This is a genomic window from Allokutzneria multivorans, assembly GCF_039537405.1.
In the GTDB taxonomy this organism is placed as follows: Bacteria; Actinomycetota; Actinomycetes; order Mycobacteriales; family Pseudonocardiaceae; genus Allokutzneria; species Allokutzneria multivorans.
The window spans coordinates 178989-203749 of record NZ_BAABAL010000012.1; the positions used below are offsets into that span (position 1 = coordinate 178989).

A 24761-nucleotide genomic window follows, 5' to 3' on the forward strand; every position below is an offset into this window, starting at 1 on the left:
CGATGCGGCACGGTGAGCGGTGCCCCGGCGGTTGTCGGGGCGCCGCTTACGCCGTGGTCAGCACGACGAGCACGGTCGCGAGGACGATGAGCACGGCGGCGAGGAACCCGGCGGCGAAGGTGTTCATCGCCGTCCACCACGCCGTGGTCGGGCGAGCGTTCGTGGTTTGCGGCGGGCTCGGTGTGCTCTCGGGCAGCAGGCCGTCCTCGTTCGATACTGCCTCGGTGGACGTGGCGGCGGTGCTGACCCGGCGCCACGCCTGGACCCAGTCCGCGCAGGCCGTGTCGCTGCCACCGCACGCCTGGATCACGGAGACGACTTTGCCTTCCTCGGCGGGCAGTCGCTCTCCGCTGCACCAGCTGTGCAACGCCGAGCGCGTCACCTCCGCTTGTCGGGCGAGGGCGTCGAAGCTCAAGCCGGTGCTGATCTTCATGCGCAACAGGGCTGCGGCGAAGTCCGCGCGGGTGTGCACCTGGTCCGGGTCGGGCCACCACTGCTCAGGTGTTGTCGGCTCTGGCCGCCCGACGGCCTCTCGACCGGGGTCGAGAAGCGCGATCTCGATGCTGTCGTTGTCAGAGGCGCCGGTGAGCAGCCGCTGTGTCCGGGCACGTTCCTCTAGCGCATGCCGCGACGATCCGATCAGCAGTTGACTGCGGGGTTTTCCGTTGGCCCAGAACGTCTCCAGGTACCGCGCGACGACGTCGTCGTGGACGACGGACTGCCCGGGGACCATCCGCAGGTAGGTCTCGACTGTGTGCCGGTCCGGGCTGATGTCACCGGCCTCGACCCCGTGGACGGTCGCCAGCTCCACCTCGGCCTGGAACGCGATCGCTGCGGCGTCGATACCGAAATCCTCCCGCAGCACCCGCAGCCGCGGCCCCAACTCGGCGGCCAAACCGATCGCGCGCACCGGCCGCGACGGATGCCCGCCGCCGGTCACCGTGGCCCACCCGGCACGTCCTGGCTGCTCATGGGCACACACTAAGCACCCACGCCGGTGCGAGGAAGAGCCTCCGCCAGCGTCCGCGCCCGTGAGGCTTCGCCCATACGGGTGCTCGCGTCGGTCAGCGCGTGTGGTCAGGACAGCGCGCGGCCTCGGGCAGGGGCGCCGCAGTGCTGGCGATCTCCTCGGGCACGCTCCAGGTCTGCGGCCAGTCCATTACCGCCTCCTGCGCCCACGGGTAGCCGTCGACAAGGACGTCGACCTGACTGACCTCGACCGCGCGCAGCCGATCGGCGCCAGCGAGGTACGGACACACCGTGCTGGCCAGGCGCAGGCACCGCCCGCACACCGGCGCGTCACTCAAGACCGTGGCGCCGTCCAGAACCAGCCACGCGCGAGGCGGGCAAGGCTCACCGCACACCTGACACAACCACTCCCGTTGGCAGCGCACCCGGCGTCCGCCGTGCGACAGCTTCCACCACGCGCGCCCGTGGCTGACCACCGTCACGTACGGGTGCGGGCGCGGCGGGCACCTGTCAGGGTCGCCGTGCCCGGCGAGGAGGGGACGCGGCCACCCAGTGTCCGGGGCTGGGGCATCGTCTCCTCGGCGGACGCGCTTGTCCTGCACGCGCCACAGCTGCCAACCCAATCCGGCGTGAGAGCACTGCACGTTGCCGCACAACAGCGCGGCGGGGTTCTCGGCATCCGATCTCAGGCCCGAGCCGCACGAGGGACAGCGGAACAGCGCCGTCGGCGCGCACCCACGCGCCGGGGCTGGCGTGGGGTTGCCAGGCAGCGCGTCTGCGGACTCACCGTGCACCGTGCCTCCCGTGCGTCTCGATAGTGTCGGCGCATTCGCGGTCCCTGCCGCGCTAGTGCGCACGCCATGATCTCGCACAGGCTGTTCGTCGGCGCGCCTCTGCTCCTCGGCGCACTTCCGCGCCGCGCCGCTCGGTCACCGTCGTCGTGCTTGTTCAACGCGCTGAGCCGTTGAGGCTGTCCGTGACGATGGTCCGGGGGTTATCGCTCGGTCGTCGAGTGGGGCGCTGAGCAGCACCGCGGGGAGGTCATGGGCACGTGCGGGGTCGTCTCCAGGACAAGAACCCGCTCGCCCTGAGAAGCCGCTCAGCCGCGCCTGGACGCACCGACTCGATAACGCCGCGCGGTCCCGCCGAGGCCATGATGGCTGGCTTTCCACGCTGCTGTGGCACAAGCACGGTGTCTGCGCCTTCCCCGAAATCGCTTCGACCGCAGGCTGTGCTTGCCTACTATTCGGCGATGTCATGGAATCCGATCAAGGGCGAGCACTGCCTGCTGATAGCGCCCGCTGTCCGATGGGACAGAGACCCGCAGCCAGGAGTAGCCCACGTCGAGCTGACCGACCGGCACGGCACGGTCCACCCGGCGCTGGAAAAGACCGCCATGTTCGACAACTACGCCGAACTCGAACTCGGAGAGGGCTACCCCCGCGAAGCCCACATCCACTGCACGATCACCGAGATCAACGGCCACCACGTCACCGTCGAAGCCGACATCATCTGCAACGGCGACTGGCCTTTCACGCTCGACGTTGACCTGGACATGCTCCGCCGGTTCACCGCCAGGGACGACAACTGAGGCATCCTCAGCGCAGCGCTCTGGCGGAGTCACAGCAGCCTGAGCCGGGTCGCCCACTGGGCTTAGCGGGCAAAACAACGCACCGCTGCAAACTGTCCACATGAGGGGCAGCAGCCGAGGGTCCGCGTCCGTGACACGCCATTCCTCGACGGTGGGCTCCCACGCCGCGATCCTGGGGTCGATCTTGCCCAGTGGTCACGCCGACCACTGCGAACTGGTGACCCACGCGGCGCTCAACTCCGCCCCACGGTTCTTACATGAGCACGGTGTCTGCGCTGATCAAGTGGAACTCGCTCAATCCCGCCAGTGATCCCGCCCGGACCGACAGCCCGATGCGTGTCCGGCCCCTGGCCTGGGTGTGCGTAGCCGTGTTGGACGGCCCATCGCAGGAGGCCGCAGACCCGGTAGCGGGTGTTGGGCCCGTTGGAGGTCCACTCGTCGAGGTCAGCCTGTCGGCCGGCGAGAACTACTACTTCTCCTTCGAGGTCGACGGCGGATGGTACGACTACGTCAAGATCATGGGCTTCGCCGAGTTCCTGACCCCGGACGACGACGAGGACAAACGCAGGTTCGTCGAGATCACGGCCCACCACCCCACCTACGCGTTCATCGACCCGGACAAGCTCGCCAAGTTCTGCGCACCGCACGGCATCGGCATACAGCACTGATGAGGTTGCGCGGACCTCTTGTCAGAGCGCGGCGAGCAAACCGTGCGCGCAGGATCGCGGTCTGGGCCAGAATCACGAGCGTGGACGTTCCCGACCTGTTGGAAGCCGCTGCCCTGCTCGTTCCCGAGGGGAGCGTGACCGAGCTCGACATCACGGTGGCCGACGTCCGGGACTACCTCAACCACAACGAGTGGGAGGTGGCCCTCGACCTGTTGGAGGAGCTCGGAGACGTCCAACCGCTCCCCCTCGGCTTCTGGGAAACCCTGGCCACCGCCGCCGAGCAGATGCGGCTGGAGACGAGTGCGGCCTGGTGCCGCTGGCGCTGCCACGAAACCCGCAACGGCATCGTCCGGGCCGAACTCACCCTCCGCTCAGCCACCGAGGCCCGCCGACAGGAGCCGATCCCCAGCCCCGGCGTCCTGCGGCCGATGTGGGACATCGGAAACCGAACTCCGGCAGGCGAACCAGCCCTCCACATCGCTCGGCTCTGGATCGAGCACACGCCCTCCCTCGCCCCCGGCGAGCAGGCCTCCGCACGGCTCGCTCCTCTTGCCCCGCAACACTGGCAGCACCTCGAACCCGGCCAGGTGATCACCATGCACGAGGACCGCTCCGTTGCCGGGACGGCGGTCGTCCTGGAAGTGCGGTGGCCTACCGCGCCGACCAACCGAGGAAGCGGCGCCCACCACCGCTGAGCGTGACCGCGCTGCACGTCTGGTACGACGTCACCAACCGCGACGGAGAAGTCCTCGAAGACGGGCCCGCCATCGACGCCTTCCTCGACCGCCTGGTTGCCGACGAGGGCGCCACCATGGCCTCACTGGTCCGCTCCGAAGACACCACCGTCTGGCCACCCACCCTCGACCTCCTGGTCGGCCTCGGCGGTGACCTTGACGTCGGCGTCATGCAGTGCGGCGACCACGACGGCGTGTGGTGCAGCAGCGCCCCGCAAGACTCCGGCTGGGACATCGTGGCCTACGACTACATGGGCACCGGCCACGACTTCCCCACCAACGCCGTCATCCCCCTGGCCCAGATCCGCGCCGCAGTCCACGAGTACGTGACCACCGGCAAACGACCGGAAACTGTTGTGTGGCAAAAGCTTCGCTGACCCAGCGTGACCACCACACTCCGGGATCGCGCCTCACGCTAACTAAGCAAGACGTCTACGCGGTCCGGGTGGAGACGCAGCGTCGCGCGGGCGGTGACGCCGTGATTACCGCTGGTCTCGCGCGCTCACACGGAGCACCCGGTGGATCTCTTGCTGGGCAGAGGTTTGTCGCACTACTCCTCCTCGTAGGAAGCGAGGAGGGACGGAACCTCGCTGGTTGGCAGCGCGTTCCGGCATGGGCTTCGACTGAACCAGGCTCGCAGGAATGTTCAGACGCAGCAGCGCTAGGAACGGTTCCCGGTTGCACCGCGTTGTGAGCACTACTGAAGTATCTGGCCAACGGTGGCCTCCATAACTAGCGTCGCGCACTGTGGAACTCGCGCAGCTAGCCTCATTGACCTTCATCTTGTTCGGTCTCGCCGTCACATTGGGCGCCGGACGGAAGCTGCGCACCACGCTAGCTAATCACCGACGTCGCTTTCAGGTAGTTGCCCGCAGTTCTGATTCGGCACACACGCAGCGCTGCGAACTGGTACCACTCACGCTGCCACAAGGTGCACGCGTCATGCCATTTCTATCCGAAGAAGAGGAACGATTCGCCGTGAACGCGGGCGACGTATTGTGGGTGTATCCCGATCCCGACCCGCTCATGCCCTTTCGGGTCCGACCGTACCGAACCGGGCTGGTAATGCTCTTGAACTGCCTGGCGGCCACCGGCATGACACTGGTAGTTATAGGGGTAGTGGTACTGCTTCGCGCTAACGAGGGGCCGTTCGAGACAACCTACGGAGCCATCCAGCTGCCGTTGTTTACCAGCGCTTGTGTATGCATAGGCACGGTAGGGCTGGTCGGGCTCGCCGACCTCATTCTCAAATGGAAGGGCTCATGGACTATCAGCGGCCCCGTGGTCGACATCACGAGGTCACCCGAGGCGATTGAGAGTGGCTACTTTCCTTTAGTAGAATACATCGGCGATGACGGCGTCGCGCGCAAAGTGTGGGGCACGGGCCATGCGCTCCGACCAACGATCGGAAGCCATCTCACAGTCCACCTGAGTGGCAAATCTCCACACGAAGCCATGCGCAGCACATCCACCTCAGTCATGCTACTGATACTGGCTCTCCTAATTGGCTTATTTGGATGGATGTTTGTGGCAGTCGCACTCGGAGTCCTCATCATCTAGGACACTACATCCGACAAATCTGATTGCACACCTTCGGCATGCCTGGAGTGACCGCCACCGAGGAGCTGGACAGCGCCTTCGGCGACAACTCCAGCGGCACCGTCATCGCCCTCAAAACCAAGTCCAACAAAATCCTCTAGCCTACGAGCACGAGGGGAATTCGTGCCACCTCTGCGTAACGGTACACGCGGTCGTCGAGCCGCAATTCCACCAAGGAGGCCGCAGTGACTTTGGCAGACGCCGCCCCGAAGGCGCGCAGCCTATTCACGAGCGGAAGCACGTCGGCCACGGTCACCGTCGCATTGCTGTAGGCGATGCTGATATGCGGCCTAAATCGCGCGGTGTCCAGCCGTTCCACACTTCCAAGCTGTTCGCTCGTCACAGCACTTAAGCGGCTGTGTAGTTCGAGCAGTGGCGACCAGGGCGCAACCGAGTAGCGCAGTGCGCCACGCGAGCCTGTCAGCGGCCCTACTGTGAGGTCAAACGCGGGCAGTGAGGCGCAACTGTCCTGCGCTGCCTCAGCGATCCGCGAGATGGTCGCGCGGTCGATCTCGTCGGTGAACGCAATTCGCCCGATGGTGAGATGGATGAGGTCCAGCGGAATGAGGTCGAAGTCGAGGCGGTCGATCTTGGTTTGACATTTCGCGGCCAGCTCTCGCACGTGGGGTGCGTCATGAAACGACAGCATCCAGTGATAGGTTCTGCGCGGAACTGTCCATACGGCGCGGCTCCAATGGTTTTGCATGTGTCCGGCGTTGCGAAACGCTTCCCAGTCGTGGGCTTGGATAACCGTAGGGTCATCGAGACTGGGAGGGGGCTGCGCCGGAAATGTCACCGACCGATCTCCTTTGGTTTATTCCACTCGCGTACTGCGTCCAGGAAGTTCACGCTTGCTGGTCCCCAGCCGCGTTGGTGCAGGCTCATCGCTAGCTCTCGCGCCCGAGAACCGACCGAAGCTATCGGCTTGGCGGCCGACATCTCCAGGGCCTCCATACCCACTGCTGCCGCGTGCTCCAGGTCAGCGCGGGCGCTCATCGTCAAGGCGGTTGCCTCGTCCAGGCTGACCAGCGATCGGCTCCAGTCAGACTCAGAGGCGGCCACGATCGGCCGGAGTTCCTGGGTCAACTCCAGCACGCGCGCGTAGTCGCCAACGGCGAGGTAGGCCGTTGCAGCGTTCGAAGCAGTGCGCGCCCAACCGTACGGTTCGAGGTCGATACACGAGCCCATGCCGACTGGTCCGTTTGCCCTGGCAGCGAGATCGAGCGCTTCAGTGACGGTGCGTTCAACCGTTCGCCGATCTCCGAGCTTGCCCGCTGCCCGCGCCACGCCGTTCGACAGCAGGCGGATGCGTTGAGCATCCGATCCCGCGATCTCCACGCCAGCCTCGGCAAGGACCAGCGCCTCGCGGTACTGCTTGCGGTAGTAGGCCGTGAAGCTCTGCGTGCCCTTGATCCACGCGAGCATGGACGTGTCGCCGAGTGCGGTTGCGAGCAGGCCTGCTTCCAACGCGAAGTGATCGGCGTCGCCGTACCGGCTGAGGTTTACTGCCATGTAGGCCAGCAACGCGGCCTGCTGTGCGCTGAGCTTCGTGAGCGCTGCTCGGTCGGCGTCCTCAATGCGCTTGCCGAGCTCCTGATTGAGCTGCCGCAGGCTAAGCAACTCCGGGGCGAGGCGGTGCGGCCCCTCCAGTTCGTACCGCTGGATGATGCCTCTGGTGTACTCGGCGGCAGTGGTGAGCGTCTGGGCTGGGCCGAGTACGTCGATGAGTCCAGCGAGTGACTGGCCAGGCGAACCGGTTCCGTTCGCAGACAGGGGCTCGTCCGCGCCAAGCGGCACCGTTCGCCAGGTCTCAAGGCGCTCGTGCACGGCGGCCAGTTCAACCATCTTGGCCTGGTGCAGGTGAGCTTGCCGCTGCGCCTCGAACTCGCGAAACGCAGCGAGGAGCGCGCCGTCTGCCTGGCAGGCCTGATCGGCACGCCTCCACAGGCCTTCATCTGCACGACCGCGTCCGATCTCCAGGTGCGCAACCGTCGACCGGTGGCAGTGCACGGCTGCCCCTAGCTGAGCTTGCGTGAGATTGGCGGCCTTGCGGAATCCGGCGAGTCGCTTACCGAGGGTGCGGCGGCCCTCGGCGATTGGTGCCGCTTCCCGCGTCATCTCGTTCACCTGTCCAGTGTCGCCGCGATCGCTCCCCCCTGGAGCGTAGTCGCAGGTGGCTGTCTGTGTGGCAATGCGTCGCCACACACTTACCCACAGTTCAGTGGCGAGCTTGAGTGGGCCTCAGGAATCTGGACGTTGGCGGCTCCCCCGAACGGAGGCGGGCGGGTTTCTCTTCCTCGAATCTTGCCCGCACAACCGCGAAAGTTCTGGCGTCCAGGTGCCACCCATGTCCCCTCGCTGACGACAGAGGTAGGCGCTGTGATGCCCTCTCCCGCCGAACAGACCCCTGGCGGACAGCCGCAGAAGGTGATGGACGGCTACGTGCGCTGGGAACGCCCGAACGAGACTGACATTGCGTTGCTGCGTAGGCAGGCGGCGGCAGTCGCAAACGCGGCACCGGACTTTCCGAGCACGCACCAAGTCCCTCTGCCGCCCTACGGCTTCGCCGAACCATCGCCGCCGCTGCTTCACTCCCATGTCCCGAAGCATCCGGCAACTCGTGCCCGACGGGCCGTGATCACGACGGCGATCCTGGTAGGCCCTGGCGCGGTCCAGACACACCTGGTCACGCCCGAGGTCATGGAACTGTGCCTGCGCAGCCCCTCGCGCGCGCTGGTGAGCGCGTGCGGCGTGGAGGGGACCACGGCGCCGAACGCGTGCCCGCTGGAGAGCCGCGACTGCCCGGCGTGTGTGGCCACGCTGCGAGCGGCGCGAGCGCGGCCGAAGCGGGCGTGTTGGTTGCGCCGCTTGATGTCTGGAGCGGTGATGTCGCGGTGGAGGTCGGTATCGACGCCGCGCGGTGAGCACTCGGAGGGCGAGTCCGTTGAGGAGCTTCGCAAGAAGCTGGCCGAGGACCCGTGGAGCAACGGCGGGAAGGACTCCTCTGTTGCGGCGATCCCGGCTCCGCGAGCGGGCACAGCCACGGCGGCTGGAACTGCTCGACGGCGAGCAGCCGCACATTCGGCGCAACCGGCCTCCTCTTCGGGTTAGAGCTGGGGGCGTCCGCGAGTTCTTTGGAGTGGACGGTGCGTGTCACTGACGGGGTTTCCCGGTGTGGACACTGCGGTCGCTTGCACTCCGCTGTCGCTAGGACCTCGGTGCGGCGCGCTTTCGCTCGCGCCCCGGAGGGGTTCTTCTCACGGTTGAGGTTTTCTGTTGCCTACCAACGTCATCACCTTCGCACCAGTCCCCCGTTGCTCGCCCGAGCAGGGCCCAGCCTTCGAGGGAAGCGGAGCTGTTCCCGCCGCGTGCGGTCCGCTGCTCGCGCGGTTTCGGCACGCCGTCGAGACGGGCCGCAACAGCGACGCGCTCGACGTGGCCGAGCAGCTGGGGTGGCTGTGGGTGGAGTCCTGTAGCGCGTGGGCGTGGCTGGAGAACACCGTCCTGGACGTGGCCTACGGCGAGGGCTGTTTGCGTGGGGTGGCGAAGTGCCTGATCCGGCAGGGGTGGTGGGCCGCACAAGTGGGTGAGGTGTCGGCGGCGATGCGGGCATGGCGCTCAGCGCGCTCCATCGGCCGTGACATCACCGAACCCGGCGTGGTCGCGGCGGCGGAGCTGGGCATGTTCACCCCGAACGCTCCGGTCGAGCGCCGTGCGGGCGGGATCGTCATCCGGGCTGAGGTAGCGGCGGCGATCGGGGTGGAGGCACAGCGTCGCGGGGGCTGGTGGTGACGGCGTGGTTGCCGATGGTCTCGCGTGCTCACGCGGAGCAAGTGGTGGATCTACTACGGGACAAAGGTTTTGTGGAGGGGGCTCCGATGATCGGATCAGGACAGCACGTCGTTGTCGGGCAGCGTTTCACCCGGCCTGCCGGGCGCGGGTATCTCGATTCCGTCGAGTTGCACTACGAGGGTCGGGCGCGCGCGGCCCGGTGCCAGCAGGCGCCCGCGATCGTCGGACTGGCAGCGGCCTCGTGTCCGGCATGGCGCGTGGCGTGGTCGGCGGATGGCCCGTGGGACCTGGTCCTGGCCGCTGTCCTGAGCCTGCCTCCGATGACCCGTCGCGACGATTCCCCAGTCCTGAGGGCCCGAGGCGTTGCACGGCTTCCTCGACACGACGCACACCAGAGCTTGAGCACGGAGGAGATCGGCGTGATCGCACGGTGTCGGGTGTCGATTCCGTTGTGGTATCAGGTGATGCCCGCCTCCCAAGCGGTTGCCCAGCCGACCGCGCGCGGCGCGGTGCTGCGCTCCGGACTGCAAGACGCGCAGTCCAGTCGCCTTGCGCTGCAAGCAGACTCCGGCATCGAACATCAGATCGTGTCGCGCTCAGGCGTGGTGGATCTGCTGTGCGGGGGCTGCGGAACTCCCGCACCGACGTCGACCGGTACGGCATCGGCGGTGGCGCGACGATGCCCGTGCTGGTGCTCCGCTGTCGCTGAACTTTCCCCGCCGTCGGGATGGCGGGCATTCGCGTCATTGCGCGAGATCCGTTGCCCCGCAAGGGCGTGCACCCCGTGGCTGCGCCTGTCCGGGGCGCGGTGGTTCGGCGTGGGTGTGGTTGATCGCCGGTGTACCTGCCACGACGACCGCCCCCTGTACCCGCCGTCCTCGGACGATCGCGGCGAGGGGTCGCGGTGAGGATCGAGCAGTGTTTGTCCACGATGGACAGACAACTGGTGTCGGTGGTGCGGATGCTCGCGGCCGTACCGGGCAAGGTCGACCTCGCTCTGGCCACCGCGCTCACCTCTCATCGCCCCGAGGCGGTGTCGAAGGCGCTGGAGCATTTCGTGGCGCACGGACTGGCCACCGCAGGTGCTAAAGGGTGGGCGGTGAACAAGAACGTCCGTCTCCATCTGCTCTCCGACGGGGCACTCGCCCCTGCCGAGTTGGCACGGTGGCGGCGCGAGGTCGGCTGCGCACTGATGTCGCGTAAGCGATTCCGTGCCGCGCGCGGTGTGTTGTCGGCGAGCGCGTACGTCTTTCGTCGCCTCGGCGAGGCGTTGGAGGAAGCCCGTTCAGAGGTCGAACGGGCTCGCGCCCATCTGCTCACCAACGACCCGAAGGCCGCACGCATCGCGCTGAACGCGGCGCAGGTCCCGATCGCGGTGTTGGGCGCGCTGGAGGTGCAGGCGAGGTGGGCGGACATCAGCGCTGATCTTGCCGCTCTTGAGGGTGATTCCGTTGCGGAGAGCGAGTTTCTGGCGTTGGCGCAGGGCTTGTATGAGGCTGCGGGTGATCCGCGTGCCGGACGGCTGCGCACGACTCCAGTTGCTGCTGAGTTTGTTGGTGAGGAGTAGATCGTGATGCCTGAACTCACGCCTCGTCCTGGGTCGGTCGAGAGCCATCTGGCCGTGCTGCCCACTGGCGTCCGTGGGACGCTGCTGGGTGTGTCGTTGATCGAGGACGTCACCCTGACCCCTGCCTTGTTGTCCGTGCTGGATTCGTTGCCGCACGCAGCGGGCGGCGCCCCGCAGGTGCTGACGGAGCTGACCGAGCGCGGGCTGCTGGACGGCCCGATTCTGGGACGGTGGAGGATCACCAGCCCGGTCAGCGTCCTGGCCCTGCGCACCGGAGTTTCCCGCGCGGGCGTGCTGGAGGCGGTGACCGCCCACTACGAGGGACAGCTCGGCCACGCCGCTGACCTGCTCCTGCTCGGGCGGCGTGTTCGGGCGCGGCGAGCGCCTCGTCCCAGCTCGGTTTTCTCCTCTCCAGTGGCTGCCCTGTCCTGGATTCAGGAGGAGCTACCGAACCTCACAACCCTCGTGAACGCGGTGGTGACTGATGCGTCCGCGGCGATCCGGCTGGCCACGCAGAAGAAGGTCCTGACGGCCAGCAACCAGCGTGGAGTTGAGCGTGGGCGCCAGGCGCTGCACCGGGTTATCTCGCTCGTGGCGTTGCTAGATGAGTTCTGGGCTCGACGCGAGGATCGGCCCGCGCGGTCCCGGTTGGTGTCGGTGGCTCACCTCGCCGCCGCCGCTCTGGGTGATCCTGCCCTGCAGGCTGGCACGCACCTGCGGTTGGCCCTGTCGCACGCCAGCACCGGCAACCTGCAGTTGGCCGTGGACTCTGCCTGCTCCGCCCAGGCTCTCTACGAGCAGCTGCGCAACACCCCGGGGCGCTTGGAGTGCGCGGCGTTGTTGGCCGAGATCCGGCTCGCCCAGGGCGAGCTCACCACCGCGCTGAGCTTGGCTTCCGGCGTGGTCGAGGGGTATGCGGGTGCTGCCGTGTGGGAGCGTGCGCGCGCCCAGGTGCTGCTCGGCCGCTGCCAGCACGCCCGAGGCGATCACCGCGCGGCGCTGGCCTCCTTCACCGCCGCAGCCGGCCTCGGAGTGTTCGGTGAGCTGGAACGCGCCGAGTTGGCGCTGTACCGGTGCCGCACGCAACTCGCACACCACCCGAACTCCTCGATCACCAAGCGACTGGAGGAGGCGGAGACGGTGTTGCGCCGCAACGGCTCCGACCACGGCCTAGCCGAAGTCCAACTGCTGCGGGCGGCGGATCGGTCGGTGATCCCCAGTCGCCGCACCACCTAGCCCCGCCCCTCACCCCTGCACGCCGCACGCCCGGTCGCGCCCGAACGTCCCAGATGCGTGGGTGTGCCGTGCCTTGACACTGAAAGCAGCGCTTCCCACGATGTCCTCCCCCACCACTTCTCCTCCACCGCCATCCGGTCTCGACGACTCCGCTCACACCCCGCCGCTTAGTGCGCGGCGCCGTGGGTGGAAATCGTTGTGGGCGAAGAGCTTCCGGGTCCCGAAGGTGCGCGGACTGCGGCGGCTGTGTCTGGCGCGGGCGCTGTCGGCCTTCGGTGACAGTCTCTCGCGTGTCGGGTTGGCTTTCGCGGTCCTGGCGCTGCCGGGAGGGGGTGCCGGTGCAGCGGCGGTGGTGTTGGTCTGGATGGCCGTGCCGCAGCTGCTGGTGGCCCCGTTTGGTGGGGTGTGGGCGGATCGGTATCCGCGCGCCAGGGTCATGATCGCCGCTGATGTCGTCGGCGCCGTCACCTCCGCGCTGCTGGCATGGGAGTTGTTCTCCGGCTCTCCCAACCTCACCGCGCTGGCCATGCTCGCCGGGGTCTCAGGGGTGACGGCGCCGCTGTTCAACCCGGCCAGCCGCGCGGTCCTCTCCCAGATCACCCCGGCCGACCAGCTCACCGACGTGCATGCGGTGATGCAGACCGCCACCAGCCTCGCCCTGCTGCTCGGACTGTCGCTGTCCGGTGTTGTGGTGGGCACGCTCGGCCCTGGGTGGGCTTTGGCGATCGACGCCGCCTCCTACGCGGGCAGCGCGCTCATGATCGCTGCCGCCCGCTTCCCCACCCATCACCGAGCCCAGGCCACCGACCACTCGCGGCCCGGTCTGTGGCGGGAGATCCGTGACGGGCTCGCGCCGGTCCGCCGCCACCGGTGGGTGTGGCTGACCTCGCTGCAGGTGTCGACGTGCATCGCGGTGTTCGGGGCCGTGACCGGGATTCTGGGACCCGTTGCCGCGCACGACCAGTTGGGTGGGGTGAGTGCGTGGTCGGTCATCATCGCCGCCCCCTCACTCGGTGCGCTGATCGGCAGTTGGACCGTCCGCATGATCCAGCCCCGGTATCCGTTGCGCTGGGTTGTGGGCAGCGCCGTGCTCTACCCCGGCGCGATGATCGCTCTCGCACTCGACGCCCCCGTCCCGATAACCGCGCTGTCCATGGGATTGGTCGGTGTCGGCACCGTGTTCTCCCGCACGCTCTGGCACGCCACGCTCGGCCAGTCCTTCCCGGAGGAGGTGCAGGGCCGTATCGCGGCGGTCGATCAGCTGGGCTACCTCGCGTTGACCCCGCTCGTGCTCGCGGGCACCGGACCGCTCGCGACCGCCTACGGCTACACGCCGGTGCTGGTGGGCTGCGCGGCCGTGGTCGCCCTCGCCACCCTCGCCGCGGGCGTCTCGCGGCAGGTGCGCGCTCTGCCCGCGACCCCAAATCACGTTCCCGCACAACAGAGGAGAACACAGCGGTGAAGTCCGAACCGCGCGAGTGCGCCGACCTTCGACGCTTGCTCCACGGAGACAAGGCGTGGGTCTGCGCCGTGGCTCATGCCCCCGGGCACCCGTGGGTACCGCACATGGGTACCTTCCCGCAGTCTCGCCCTCAGGCGCGCAAGTGGAAACAGGCCGCGGAACTCCTGGGCATGGTCGATGACCTCGATCCGCTGGCCCGGTGGGCAACGCTGCCGTTGATCAACCCTGATGTGTTGCAGTTCGCCTGCGGCCCCTCGCTAGGGGTTATCGCGATGGTCGGTCACTCCTGGCTTCCGCTGTTCATGCCGAGCCCACGATTTCGCAAGGCGGTGCGCGATTCCCCGCTGCTGTTCACCCTGGGCGGCAACGTCATCCCGCCTGGCCTGCGGGTCGAAGAAGGCATCGCTCAATCCCGAAATGTGTTCAGTGGACGCGCGATGACCCTCATCCACACGGAGCCACCCCAGGAACCACTCCGTGGCCCCTGCGATCAGCTGATCACCTGACAAGAGAACACCCCCTGCGCTCCTGCTGGCCTCTCGTCTGTGTCCATCAGGCCAGATTGCCATCGAGAAAACCACCTTCCTTTCCCAGCATCGACGCCGCACACCGTCCTGGCGTGCGCGTGGATCACGTTTTGACAAGGACCTTTCGTGAAGACACCTGTCTCCCCCGGCAGTGAGCAGGTAGCGCTGCTGCGGCAGCTGTCCCAGGTTTGCCACGACTTGCTCGACCACCTCGACCCCACCGCCCTGGTGGCGGATGAGGTGTTGCTCGCGGCCGCTGAGACGACACCGGCGGTGTTGGAGGTCATCGACGCGCTGATGACTCGCCTGGCGACCCGGGTGTCCACGCCGCCGACGCCCCGCTTCGGGGACATGTGGTCGAGCCGTCCTCGGGAACAGCACCCGGTGTGGGCACACCAGCGCTGGTGCGCTGTGGCGCGCGAGCTCGCCGACCGCGCGGCGGATGCCCGCGTGCACGTCACCGGCCTGCCCGCGCTGGCCCTCGCGCTCCCGCCGCACGAGCCCGCTCCGGCACGCCAGCTGCCCGGGACGCGTGTGCAGCGACCATGGCCGTGTTCGCCGGAGGTCTTCGCCGGACAAGAAGAGTCGGTGCGCGAGGTGTTTTCGTTGTGGCAGCGCTACAACCCCGCGGGCGTGCTCAGCGTCGGTGAGGCCTGCGCGCTCGCGCTGCGCCCGGCCGCCCAGGTGCAGGCTGCTTTCGCCACCATGGTCGAGCTCGGTCTCGCCATCCCCCTCTCCGGTGAGTACGCCGTCGACACCGCCGAGGACATCCCTGACGGTTTCGACCCTCCACCGGGCGTGGATCACGGTGCCGCCCTGGAGCGCGCCGAGCTGTTTCTGATCCGCGCCGCACAGCACGCCTCGACGCTGCTGTCGCCTCCGTGGCCTCGCCTGGTCCAGGACCTGGACCTGCCCTTCGACATCGACCTGGACACCTACGTCGCGGACACGCCGCGGCGGGCACGCACCTTCTTCGCGCGGCACCGCACCACACTGTGTCAAGAAGCGGAACGCGCACTCCGGGAAGGTTCCTGTGATCCGCTGCTGATCCTCGCCGCGACCGAAGCCGTACAACCAGCGTGTGACACCCCGGATTCTTCCTGGGAATCCGCTATCAGCGCGGCACTCGAGGCAGCGACGTTGGTGCGGCGGCACGACGCGCGGGCGATGGCGTTGCTGTGGCAGGGCTGGTTCGCCTGGCACGCCGCCACCGCCAATCCCGTCCCCGAGACCCCGCTCGCAGGCGAGGTCGTGATCACGGCGAACAGTCGCCTCGCCTCCGGGACCTTCGCGCTGCGCCGTGCCGCAGCACTCGCCCTCGCCTGCGGGCACCGCGACATCGCCGACTATGCGTTGCAGGCACTACGGAATCCGCGCATGCGACCGCACCTGCGTCCCGGCACCCTGCCCATCCCCGCAGCGATCGGCGAGCAGCTCGCCGCATCGGCGAACACCCCGCCCGAGGATGCCTCTCACCCGCTCGCGCTCATCGAACAGGCCGACGTCGCACTGCTGGCGGGCGAGTTCGACACGGCGCACCGGTTTCTCGACGCCTCCGGGGTCCCGGAGGCAGGCGCCGATCGAGGCCGAGCCATGGAGATCCACGCTCGTCTCGCCCACATACAAGGCGATGTCCAGCTGGCCACCCAGTGCCTGGAGAACGCCTTCGACGCCTACGACACAGCCTTTCTTCCCCGCGCCCGCGACGTGTCGTGGTCGCTGAAGTTCATCCGCGACGGTCACACACCCGACTGGCCTCTCTGACCCACCGCGCCAGCCACCTTTCCTTCACCACCCGGGCACTCACCTGACTTCTTCTCCCTTTCACACCAAGGAAACTCGTTGAGACACACACCTGCTGCTACTCGGGCCGTCCTCGTCACGAGTCTCGTGCTCGCGGCCGCGCTGCCTGCGGTCGCGGATACGCCGTCGGCGCGGATCGTGGGCGGCCACCCGTCCCCGGACCGCTCCTACGCCGTGTCGATCCAGCTCACCTACCAGGGCAACCCGAACTTTCACCTCTGCGGCGGCACCCTGATCTCCCGCGACGCGGTCGTCACCGCCGGGCACTGCGTCGAAGCCTCTATCGGCGCGCCACCCATCACGGCCCTGCACGTGCGCATCGGCTCCCGCGACAACACCCGAGGTTTTTCCGCGCGGGTGATCGCGGCTGCCAGCAACGCCTTCGACCCCGTCGCGATGACCAACGACATCGCCGTGCTGAAACTCGATCGACACATGCCGTTGCTGCCCGCGCTCATCGGCCACACCCCCACCACACCCGGAACAGCGGTGACCGCGACCGGATGGGGCCGCACCACCCCGGACAACACCGGACCCACCTCCCGGATGCTGATGCAGGCCACCGTGTCCACCCTGCCCGCACAGGCGTGCGCTGCGGGACAGATCAGCGCGGCCGAGATGTGCGCGCAGGGTGTCCAGGGGGTCGGGGTGTGTGGCGGGGACTCCGGCAGCGGGCTCATGCAGCACATCGGCACCTCCCGATGGGAAGTACTTGTCGGATTGTCCTCCCGGACCGGCGGCTCCGCTGAACCACCCCGGTGCGGGCAGTCCCCAGACATCTACACCGACGTCGCAGCCCACAAGCGCTGGATCTACACCACCGCGCTTGCGCTCGGCGCGCAGGCTCCGCGCACCACGGCGGAGGTTCCGGAGCTCCCAGGCCGCTAACCGCCCAGGCACGGGGCGGGCGGTGTTCACGCCACCGCCCGCCCTTCCCGTCTCCGACTCGCGGCGCGGCGAGCTCGTGGGCAGTTTCCCGCCCCTGTCGTGTCGCTGTCGGCGCGCGCGTGGGCACGGTGGTGAGTGATGTTGTTGTCCCCGTTGATGTTTGTGAAGGAGTGTGATGGTTGCTCGACCGAACGTGGAAGCTCTCGTTGCGGAGGCCGAAGCCGTGCTGGCCGTGCTCCCGGGCGGCAGTTTCAGTGAGGATCTCCTCGCCTCTGTCTTGGAGCGCGACTCCACTGTCGACGCCGTGACCGTGGCGTTGGGCGAACTCGCTGCACGGCAGGTGATTCAGCCGGTGCCGGGCCGTAGCGGTCGGTGGCTGGTGGCCTGCGATGTTGCCGCGCGTGCACGCGCTCGCACCACCGGCCCCGGCACCCTCGGGAGCGCTGGAGTTGACGGTGATGGTGACGACGCTGTGAGGCGAGGTGTGCTTGCCTGGTACCAAGCCACCACACGCTCGTGCGCGCTCGCGTTGTCCCCGCACAGTCCGCGCCTGGACAACCCGACACCTGGGGCCGTGGAGGCATCGGGATGGTCGAGCGAGCAGGCGTGCGCGTGGTTCACCGACGAGCTTCCGGCGCTGCTGCACCTGCTCGGCGAGCACTCGACAGTCGAGCCCGAGACGCGGGTGTGGTTGGCGGACTACCTCCAGCCCGCCTGCGCGACTCTCGCTGATCCGGCAGTGTGGTTGGTCGTGTGCCAGCACGGCATCACCGCCGCCACCCAGGTCGGAGATCTCGCTGCGGTGGCGCAGATGCACTGCCAAGCCACCGAAGCCTTGCTGCGTCACGGCGAACTGGAGGAGGCCGCACGGCACGCCCACGCCGCGATCGAGGCCGCGAGGCGTGCTGGTGCGCACCGAGTCCTCGGCAATGCCTTCCACTGCCTCGGTCTCATCGCGCTGCGCCAAGGTGAGCTGGAGGCCGCTGCGGCTGCTCTCAGCGACGCGATCAACGCCTACAGCCACCCGGAGTACCGGCCACGCTCGCTGGGCTTGGCTTTCCGGCGGTTGGCATTGGTGCACAGCGCCGCCGACAGGACGCAGGCCGCCTTCGCCGCGATCGAGCACAGCATCGCGCTGCTGGAGGGCGCCGGAGATTCGCGTGCGGCTGCCGCGAGCCGTCTGGAGCACGCCGATCTGCTGCTGCACCAGGGCCACCGCGACCACGCCATTGCCGTCCTCGACGAGATTCGGCCGACGATCACCGATGCCGGGAGCCCGACCCATCGTGCGCGTCTGGTGGAGGTGGGCGCCCGCGCGGCGCACGGCAGCAGCGCGATCGAGACCGCGCTGCACGCCTTGCTGACAGCGGCTTGCGCCTACGAGCAGGCACGCGACCCCGAACGCGCCACGGCGGCGCGTGCCCGGCATGCCCGCTTGGTCTCGGATCGGAGCGGCCCGTGGCTTCCCTGACCTCGCCTGAACCCTCGCACCCACCGGTCAACGGCCATCCAGTGCTCCGCGCGAACTACGCCCTCGACCCACCAGCAGAAGGAGCAGTGTCGGTGACGGGGGGCTCGGGGAAGGCGGCACCGGTGCTGCCTCTACGGCGCGGGTATCTCGCCGAAATCTCCTGCACCAGCTGCGGGCACCTGGGTGTGGTGGGTGTGCTGGTGGAATCGCGTTGGGTGCTCTCCGCGCACGCACCGCTGTGCGGGCATCGCGAGCTGCTGGTGGGCATGGCGTGCGAGTCCGCCCGACGGGACCTGGCGCCGATCCCCGCGCGGCCGGTCCACATCTGCGGTGGTGGTGACCTGGTGTTGGTGGAGCTGAAGACGCCGTCGTCGCAGACTCGGGCGCCACTGCTCGTCGGCTCCACGCCGAGCGTCTTCGAGGCGATCGTCCACACCTGGGACCCGCACCCAGCCCGCTTTCCTGAGCGACTCCCGGTGCGCCTGCACACCGATACCTCCACGACCGCACCTCAATCCGAGGCGGTGGTGGAGGGGCTTGTGGAGTACGAGCCCGGTGCTGGCGCGGCGCCGTTGCGGTTCACCGTCTCCCCAGCGCAGGGCGCGGGGTTGGTTGTGGGTGGGCCGGTGATGGTGGAGGTCGAGAGGGCATTGGGTGGCGCGGCGGTCGCCGGGATCATCACTGCGATCACCCCTGGCGACGACGCGACATCTGTCACGGTCGCCGGCCTGGCTCGGTCCTGGAAGCAGGTCACCGAGGTCCTGCGCGCCGCTTGCTGGCGGGATTGGCGCTCGTCCTGGGCCGATCATCCGCTGGGCAGCCGTGAACCGGTGCGATTTGAGCAGCACGACGGCCAGTGGGGCGTGGTTGCCGGTGAGCTCGGCTCGGTGTTGGAGTGCCCGGAGGCCTTGGCCCACCTCGCCGACTACTTGCTCTCCGCATGCGCATGGGGTGAGCAGCCTGCCCTTTGGTGGAACTACGCGTTCTTCTGCGATGCCGTCACTGCCACCCGACATCTCCTCCCGGCGACCGACTCTGCGCAGCTGAGCCGACACGCCGTCGACGCCCTCGCCGTCCTGTTCACCCGCGAGATCTTCACGCCCGGCGTTTTCGATGACGCTGGGCTGTTCCAGCCGTGGCCCGGCACTCCACACACGCACGCCGAGCTCCTGTGCGAGGCGGCTTCGGCGTTCACCGAAGCTGGTGCGCGCGCCCCGAAACCGGTCGAGGTGTGCGTGCTGGTGGCTAATCCTGTTGGCGCCCAACTCATCCACCCGCTCAACGACGGCGAGGATCGACGGTCGTGACCGACAACGACCTAGCCGGGAACGTGTCCGGCACAGCGGTCCAGGTGGGTGTGGTGCACGGCAACATCACCCTCACCGCACCCGCAGCCACGGCACCGGCCTGGCCCGTGGCGCGCGGGCTTCCGGCGCGCGCCACGGTGTTCCTGGACCGCGAACGCGAACAGCACCGCACCCACACCTTCCTCCGCAAACGGGGCGAAGGTGGCGCGGCGGTGGTGTTGTGCGGGCCGGGCGGGATCGGCAAGAGCGCCCTCGCCCTCCAGCTGGCCCACGATCACGGAGCCGTTCATCCGGCGATGGGACAGGTGCACGCCGACGCGCACGCCGGTAGCGACGTTGTGTTGGCTGCGTGGGTCGCCGCGCTCGGCTACCCGGTCCCGGGATCGGGACAGCCACCGCAGGCGGTGCTGCACCTGTGGCGCAGCCTCACCGCCGAGGCTGCGGTGATCGCCGTGGCCGATGACCTTGACTCGCCCGAGCAGGTCACGGCGTTGCGGCCCAGCACCGGTGTTCTGCTGGCCACCAGCAGGCTCGAACCCGTTCGTTTCGCCGCTCTGGCCCCGGCGGGCGTGCTGGTCGTGGACCTCGCCGCGTTCGGGCCGACCATCGCCGCCGACCTCGTGCACGCCGTGGCCTCCGACACCGGACTCTGCCCGTCCCTGCCCGCAGAACAGGTCGAGGACGTCGTCTGCGGCGCGGCGGGAGTGCCGCACGCGCTCGTGGTCGCCGCCGCCACCCTCGCCCACACCCCACCCACCACCGCGCCCGCTCGTCGTATGCGGGTGCTGGCATCCCCTCCGACTGAGGACTCCCACCTGGACGCCGAACTCGACACCGCCTACACCGCACTCCCACCACCACTCCAGCAGGCCTATCGGCGGCTCGGGGTGCTGCCGCACCACCACCGCTTCACCACCGCCCTCGCAGCGGCGCTCTTCGAGCTCGACGAACCCCACGCGCAGGCGACTCTGGAGGCGTTGGCGCGGCGGCGCCTGTGCACGCGCCTCGCCGCAGGCCGGTGGCGTGTGCACGACCTGGTCGCCGACCACGCCCGTACCCGCGCGCTCGCCGACGGCGACCTCGTTCCCGCCGGTGGCCCGGACCGCAATCCGGTTCTAGGGTTCGCGCTCGATCACCTGCTGCACCACGCGGCACGGGCATCGCACGCGTTGCGCCCGCTCACCCCGCGTCGCGGACCGGCCTTCGCCGGTCTCGCCGCCCTCGACCGCGACGCCGTGCCCAGCGCGCAGGAAGCGACGGTGTGGTTCGCCGACGAGTTGACGGGGTTGCTGGCAGCGATCACCGCCGCAGTCGATACCGGCATGGACCAGTGGTGCTGGCAACTGGTCGAAACCTGCTGGCCCTACCTCCAGCTGCACGGCCGCCCCGCCGAGTGGGCACGCGCCTACCCGGCAGGCCCTGACAGCGCACGCCGCTGCGGACGCGTGGATGCCGCGCTTCTGCTCGCCAGCCAAGGCCTCTACGGCCTGTTGAACCAACGCGACTTCCCGGGTGTCCTCGACGCCGCGCCCGCGCTGCTGGAAGAGGCCCGTCGTGCGGGGGATCTGCGGGTGGAGGCGAGCGTGGCGCAGTACCGGGCCATCGCCGCCACCGAAACCGGCGACCTTCATCGCGCGGCAGCCGATCTGGCGCGCGCCCGCGAGATCTACGAAGCCGAAGGCCTTGCTCGGGGTGCGGCGCTGGTCGCCCGCCGCTTCGGCGTGCTGCATCAGACAACCGGCAACCACCAGGCCGCACTGCGCGAACTCCGCGCCGCCGTCGACGGACTCACGCAGCTCGGGGACGCTCTCGCCGCCGCTGTCGCCCAGGTGTCCCTGGCGCGCTCCTATCTCGCGCTCGGCCACCACGACACCGCCGGGCACCTGCTCGCCGACGCCGCAAGCGTGCTGGGAGTGCAGGGCGGTCAGCAGCATCGCGCGGATCTGGCCGAGACCCGCGCCGATCACGCCCGCCTGTCCGGTGATGTCCTCGGCGAGCGCGCGTTCGTGGTGGAAGCGATCCAGACCCGGGCCGCGGTCGCCGGGCTGGGTGATGCCGACGTTGTCCGGCTCCAAGAACGTCTGCACACCCTGCCCGCGCCGACCGGTGAACCCGACGCGCCGACCGGGGTGAGCCGGTGACGCCCGACGGTGCGGGGCGGCGGACGCTGTCCGGGATCACCGCGCTGACCACGATGCTCACTCCCCCCGGAGTCAACCGTGCCGGTGATGTCGGGGTGTCACGCTCGACGGGAGTGGAGGTGCCTCAGCCGTCGTCGCAGTGGTGGCGGGCGGGCCGGCACGAGCTGGTGGAACGGGTGCACGAGCTGCTCACCCCGCCGCTGCTGCCGATCCGGGCCCGGCTGGTCCTGCTCCGAGGGCATCCGAGCGCGGGTCTGTCCGCGCTCGCGCTCGGCATCCTCCACACCGCGCGCCTTCCTCCCGGCACCGCGCGCCTGTACGGCGACCTCGCCGCACACCGCGATACCGGGCAGGTCGTAGTCGGTTTCCTGCGCACACTCGGCATCGCCGACCACGTCATCCCGGCCGACCACGACGCTGTGCTGGCCCTGTGGCGGAGGATCACCACGACGCGGCCTGTTGTGGTCGTGCTCGACGGACTGCGCACCGCAGCCGAAGCCCGCGACGTGCGGCCCACCTGCGGCGCGCTGCTGGCCACGCTCACCACCACGGCCTCCATGCAGACCGGTGCGGAGCCGGGGTTGTCCTCGCGCATCGGCAGACTGCGCGCGCTCGGCGCTCATCTGCTCGACGTCCCTCCTCTGCCCGCCGATACGGCTCGTCGCATCGTGACCGCGATCGGGCGAGCCCATCGACGTTCGTTGGCGTCGGAGGACATCGAGCGCGTGCTGCACGTCAGCAAGGGGTTGCTGGAGCCGCTGCTGCTGCACGCCACCCACCTCGCCCGGCATCCCCGGGGCGGGTTGGGGATGTTGTCCTCTGCCGAGGACCCCATCACCGCCACCACGATCAGAAGCCTCTCCCTGCTGGAGATTCCTGTCCGCGACGTGGTCTGTCAGCTCGGCGCGATCCCGGGCATCACCGTCACCGCCAGCAGCGTCGCCGCCCTGACCGCCAGCGACGACCCGCACACGCTCCTGCACCATCTGCACGGCATGGGACTGCTGGAGCCCGCTGGCCGGGGCCGCTGGCGCCCGACGCGCGGCCTGCTCGCCCACGCTCAGCGACGCACACCCACCCGAGTACTAGCAGGCGGGACGGTCCTGGACGCCCTCGTCGGGTTCTCTCTCGCCCACCTCGCCGCCTTGACCACCACCGGACTCCGGGCCTCGTCGTGCGGCGGCGCGGACCAGGTCGACGTCGAGGCGGCGGGGGCGGTGTCGTGGACGGTGGCGGAGCTGCCAGCTCTGATCGCGCTGATGCGGCAACTGGTGGCCACCAGCGGCTACCCACACCTGGACCGCGACACCCGCACCCGCTACCTGACCGCGGGCATCGACCTCGCCGACGCGCTCGCCCCGTTCTGGCAGCAGCACCCGCGCGTACACGAGTGGGCCGTGGTCGAGCACCTCGCGATCACCGCCGCCACCTCCGCACCTCACCCGCCCGGTGAGGCCCGCGCCCAGCAACGCCTCGGCGCACTCCACCTCCGAACCGGACGGCCCACCGTCGCCGCCACCGCGTTCACTCGCGCCCACACGCTGTGGCAGGACCTCGGCGACACTACGAACGCGCTCGCCTGCGGGCTCGGCCGCGCCGAAGCGCTGCGCCGCAGCGGCCACAGCGACCAAGCGCTCACCCTGCTCACCGCGCTGCGGCCCCACGCGGTCACCGCGACCGACCGCGGACTGATCGGCTTCGAAGCGGGCTTGTGCCGCCACCTTCTCGGCCAACACTGCGCAGCGATCGGGCTCCTCCACGACGCCCACAACCAGCTCGCCGACCAACCCCTCCCGCGCAGCCTGGCGATCCTCGCTGAACACCAAGCCCGTCTCGCCACCGGCACCACCAGCATCGACAGCGCGGACATCGATGCGGTCGCGGCGCTGATGCGCGAGCACCGCTCGTATCAAGGAATCGCGGAAGTCCTTGCCACACAGGCACTCCACGCCCACCACACCGCACCCGCAACCTCTGCCCCGCTGCTCACTGCGGCCGCTGATGCCTTCCACGCCCTGCACCAACCCGGCCGCGCCACCGAACTGCGCGCACTCCTCCCCGAATCGAGGACCCTGTGACAGCACTCGCCTTCCAGAACCTCCGGCTCGCCACCGCACACAACCTCACCAGCTACTACGCGTACGCAGACAGCCCATTCCGCACGACAGGTGCCGACGGCCGTGACCCGTTCGCTGCCGCTCTCACCGCAGCTGGCTGGTTCACGGTGACCGAAGGCCACGCCAGCCTCATCCCCACACCCGTCCCCGTACCGCAGACGGAGAGTCCGTGCCTCGTGCACCGCGCACGCGAAGACGATCCGTTCGGCTACCTCCTGCGCGAAGCCCACGAGGCTCTGGCCGACGCCGAAGCCGCGAAACGGCGCCGCATAGCACCTCCGATCCATCACGAGCACGGTGACTCGACGCGGGCTCAGGCGCCCCCTGGCAACCGTGACGGCCCTCAAAAGGAAGGTGCACCAAGGAAACACGGCAGGCCGGAGCTTCCCATCCTGGACTCCACCACACCCGCCGGGCGAATGGCGCGGCAACTCCGGGAACTTCGCGACAGCGTCGGGAAACCGACCTATCTGATGATGGAGCAACGGGCTTCTTTCTCGCTGAGCGCGCTTTCCTGTGCAGCGCGAGGACGCCGGATGCCAACCCGCCGCGCCGTGATCGCCTATGCGACGGCGTGCGGCGCGGACCCGGAGGAATGGGGCCGCAAGTGGGACGAGATCAACAAACACACCGATAGCAGTCGACCATAGGAGAAGTGGCGATACCGTTGCCGCACAACACCATCACACCGCCCACGGACTCGACCACAGACCGCGATGACTGTTGCCCGGACGCTCGTCGTTTCGTTCGTCCACGACCTGCGCCTCGACGAAAGCAGGCACGTCAGCGGCTCGCCACGCAGCTTGACCGACACCTGCACGAGGGGTGGTCGATCGCCGACCTCGCGGCGCATATCAACCGGACACCGGCATTCGTTCGTCGTGTGTTC

At 68.7% G+C, this 24761-nt stretch carries 22 protein-coding genes; 18 read left to right on the forward strand and 4 right to left on the reverse strand.

What is annotated here, in order from left to right:
- Positions 1-46 precede the first annotated feature (46 nt).
- Together ABD798_RS17665 and ABD798_RS17670 are read right to left on the reverse strand one after the other, a co-directional pair.
- Complete coding sequence (locus tag ABD798_RS17665; protein ID WP_344876081.1) at positions 47-982, reverse strand: helix-turn-helix domain-containing protein; 936 nt, start codon at positions 980-982, stop codon at positions 47-49.
- Positions 983-1064: 82 nt separating this feature from the next.
- Positions 1065-1307 (reverse strand): hypothetical protein, encoded by a 243-nt coding sequence (locus ABD798_RS17670; RefSeq protein WP_344876083.1) that lies wholly within the window; start codon positions 1305-1307, stop codon positions 1065-1067.
- Between the two features lie 914 nt (positions 1308-2221).
- Here ABD798_RS17670 and ABD798_RS17675 point away from each other — a divergent pair.
- The 5 genes from ABD798_RS17675 to ABD798_RS17695 all read left to right on the forward strand — a co-directional run bounded on the left by ABD798_RS17675 (position 2222) and on the right by ABD798_RS17695 (position 5522).
- Positions 2222-2560 carry a hypothetical protein gene (locus tag ABD798_RS17675; RefSeq protein WP_344876085.1) on the forward strand — a complete coding sequence of 113 codons (339 nt, stop codon included), beginning with the start codon at positions 2222-2224 and terminating at the stop codon, positions 2558-2560.
- 257 nt (positions 2561-2817) lie between these two features.
- A complete protein-coding gene (locus tag ABD798_RS17680) occupies positions 2818-3228 on the forward strand; it encodes a hypothetical protein (protein ID WP_344876087.1) in 411 nt (136 codons plus the stop codon).
- Positions 3229-3308: 80 nt separating this feature from the next.
- Positions 3309-3923 (forward strand): hypothetical protein, encoded by a 615-nt coding sequence (locus ABD798_RS17685; protein ID WP_344876089.1) that lies wholly within the window; start codon positions 3309-3311, stop codon positions 3921-3923.
- A 2-nt stretch (positions 3924-3925) separates the two neighbouring features.
- Positions 3926-4339 carry an Imm1 family immunity protein gene (locus ABD798_RS17690; RefSeq protein ID WP_344876091.1) on the forward strand — a complete coding sequence of 138 codons (414 nt, stop codon included), beginning with the start codon at positions 3926-3928 and terminating at the stop codon, positions 4337-4339.
- A 370-nt stretch (positions 4340-4709) separates the two neighbouring features.
- The gene (locus tag ABD798_RS17695; protein ID WP_344876093.1) at positions 4710-5522 is read left to right on the forward strand and encodes a hypothetical protein; all 813 of its coding nucleotides are present in this window, start codon (positions 4710-4712) and stop codon (positions 5520-5522) included.
- A 136-nt stretch (positions 5523-5658) separates the two neighbouring features.
- Here the strand turns inward: ABD798_RS17695 and ABD798_RS17700 are convergent, their stop codons facing one another.
- Both ABD798_RS17700 and ABD798_RS17705 read right to left on the reverse strand, forming a co-directional pair.
- A complete protein-coding gene (locus ABD798_RS17700) occupies positions 5659-6357 on the reverse strand; it encodes a 2'-5' RNA ligase family protein (RefSeq protein WP_344876095.1) in 699 nt (232 codons plus the stop codon).
- Positions 6354-7679: a helix-turn-helix domain-containing protein gene (locus ABD798_RS17705; RefSeq protein ID WP_344876344.1), complete on the reverse strand. Its 1326-nt coding sequence runs from the start codon at positions 7677-7679 to the stop codon at positions 6354-6356. The genes ABD798_RS17700 and ABD798_RS17705 overlap by 4 nt, the downstream gene beginning before the upstream one ends.
- A 516-nt stretch (positions 7680-8195) precedes the next feature.
- On the opposite strand from ABD798_RS17705, the gene ABD798_RS17710 reads away from it, so the two are divergent.
- From ABD798_RS17710 to ABD798_RS17770, 13 genes are all read left to right on the forward strand, one after another.
- Entirely contained in the window at positions 8196-8672 is a 477-nt protein-coding gene (locus ABD798_RS17710; RefSeq protein ID WP_344876096.1) for a hypothetical protein, read from the forward strand.
- A 165-nt stretch (positions 8673-8837) separates the two neighbouring features.
- The gene (locus ABD798_RS17715; protein ID WP_344876098.1) at positions 8838-9353 is read left to right on the forward strand and encodes a hypothetical protein; all 516 of its coding nucleotides are present in this window, start codon (positions 8838-8840) and stop codon (positions 9351-9353) included.
- Positions 9354-10257: 904 nt separating this feature from the next.
- Positions 10258-10920 carry a hypothetical protein gene (locus tag ABD798_RS17720; RefSeq protein WP_344876100.1) on the forward strand — a complete coding sequence of 221 codons (663 nt, stop codon included), beginning with the start codon at positions 10258-10260 and terminating at the stop codon, positions 10918-10920.
- Positions 10921-10926: 6 nt separating this feature from the next.
- Entirely contained in the window at positions 10927-12156 is a 1230-nt protein-coding gene (locus tag ABD798_RS17725) for a hypothetical protein (protein WP_344876102.1), read from the forward strand.
- A 196-nt stretch (positions 12157-12352) separates the two neighbouring features.
- Positions 12353-13618, forward strand: coding sequence for an MFS transporter (locus ABD798_RS17730; RefSeq protein ID WP_344876104.1), 1266 nt, complete (start codon positions 12353-12355; stop codon positions 13616-13618).
- 104 nt (positions 13619-13722) lie between these two features.
- On the forward strand, positions 13723-14124 hold the full coding sequence (locus tag ABD798_RS17735; RefSeq protein WP_344876106.1) for a hypothetical protein: 402 nt from the start codon (positions 13723-13725) through the stop codon (positions 14122-14124).
- A gap of 147 nt (positions 14125-14271) precedes the next feature.
- Positions 14272-15909, forward strand: a complete 1638-nt coding sequence (locus tag ABD798_RS17740) for a hypothetical protein (RefSeq protein WP_344876108.1) — start codon at positions 14272-14274, stop codon at positions 15907-15909.
- Between the two features lie 78 nt (positions 15910-15987).
- Positions 15988-16836: a S1 family peptidase gene (locus tag ABD798_RS17745; protein ID WP_344876110.1), complete on the forward strand. Its 849-nt coding sequence runs from the start codon at positions 15988-15990 to the stop codon at positions 16834-16836.
- 175 nt (positions 16837-17011) lie between these two features.
- Positions 17012-18307, forward strand: a complete 1296-nt coding sequence (locus ABD798_RS17750; protein WP_344876112.1) for a hypothetical protein — start codon at positions 17012-17014, stop codon at positions 18305-18307.
- Positions 18308-18507: 200 nt separating this feature from the next.
- Positions 18508-19614, forward strand: a complete 1107-nt coding sequence (locus ABD798_RS17755) for a hypothetical protein (RefSeq protein WP_344876114.1) — start codon at positions 18508-18510, stop codon at positions 19612-19614.
- Positions 19611-21755 (forward strand): hypothetical protein, encoded by a 2145-nt coding sequence (locus ABD798_RS17760; protein WP_344876116.1) that lies wholly within the window; start codon positions 19611-19613, stop codon positions 21753-21755. The genes ABD798_RS17755 and ABD798_RS17760 overlap by 4 nt, the downstream gene beginning before the upstream one ends.
- Entirely contained in the window at positions 21752-23833 is a 2082-nt protein-coding gene (locus tag ABD798_RS17765; RefSeq protein ID WP_344876118.1) for a hypothetical protein, read from the forward strand. The genes ABD798_RS17760 and ABD798_RS17765 overlap by 4 nt, the downstream gene beginning before the upstream one ends.
- Complete coding sequence (locus ABD798_RS17770) at positions 23830-24522, forward strand: helix-turn-helix domain-containing protein (RefSeq protein WP_344876120.1); 693 nt, start codon at positions 23830-23832, stop codon at positions 24520-24522. Before ABD798_RS17765 ends, ABD798_RS17770 begins: the two co-directional genes overlap by 4 nt.
- Positions 24523-24761: the final 239 nt, after the last annotated feature.

Bases quoted from the DNA above. Each gene is read 5' to 3' on its own strand.
- ABD798_RS17680 (WP_344876087.1), top strand. From the start codon at position 2,818: ATGAGCACGGTGTCTGCGCTGATCAAGTGGAACTCGCTCAATCCCGCC.
- ABD798_RS17725 (WP_344876102.1), top strand. From the start codon at position 10,927: ATGCCTGAACTCACGCCTCGTCCTGGGTCGGTCGAGAGCCATCTGGCC.
- ABD798_RS17675 (WP_344876085.1), top strand. From the start codon at position 2,222: ATGTCATGGAATCCGATCAAGGGCGAGCACTGCCTGCTGATAGCGCCC.
- ABD798_RS17750 (WP_344876112.1), top strand. From the start codon at position 17,012: ATGGTTGCTCGACCGAACGTGGAAGCTCTCGTTGCGGAGGCCGAAGCC.
- ABD798_RS17705 (WP_344876344.1), bottom strand. From the start codon at position 7,679: ATGACGCGGGAAGCGGCACCAATCGCCGAGGGCCGCCGCACCCTCGGT.
- ABD798_RS17735 (WP_344876106.1), top strand. From the start codon at position 13,723: ATGGGTACCTTCCCGCAGTCTCGCCCTCAGGCGCGCAAGTGGAAACAG.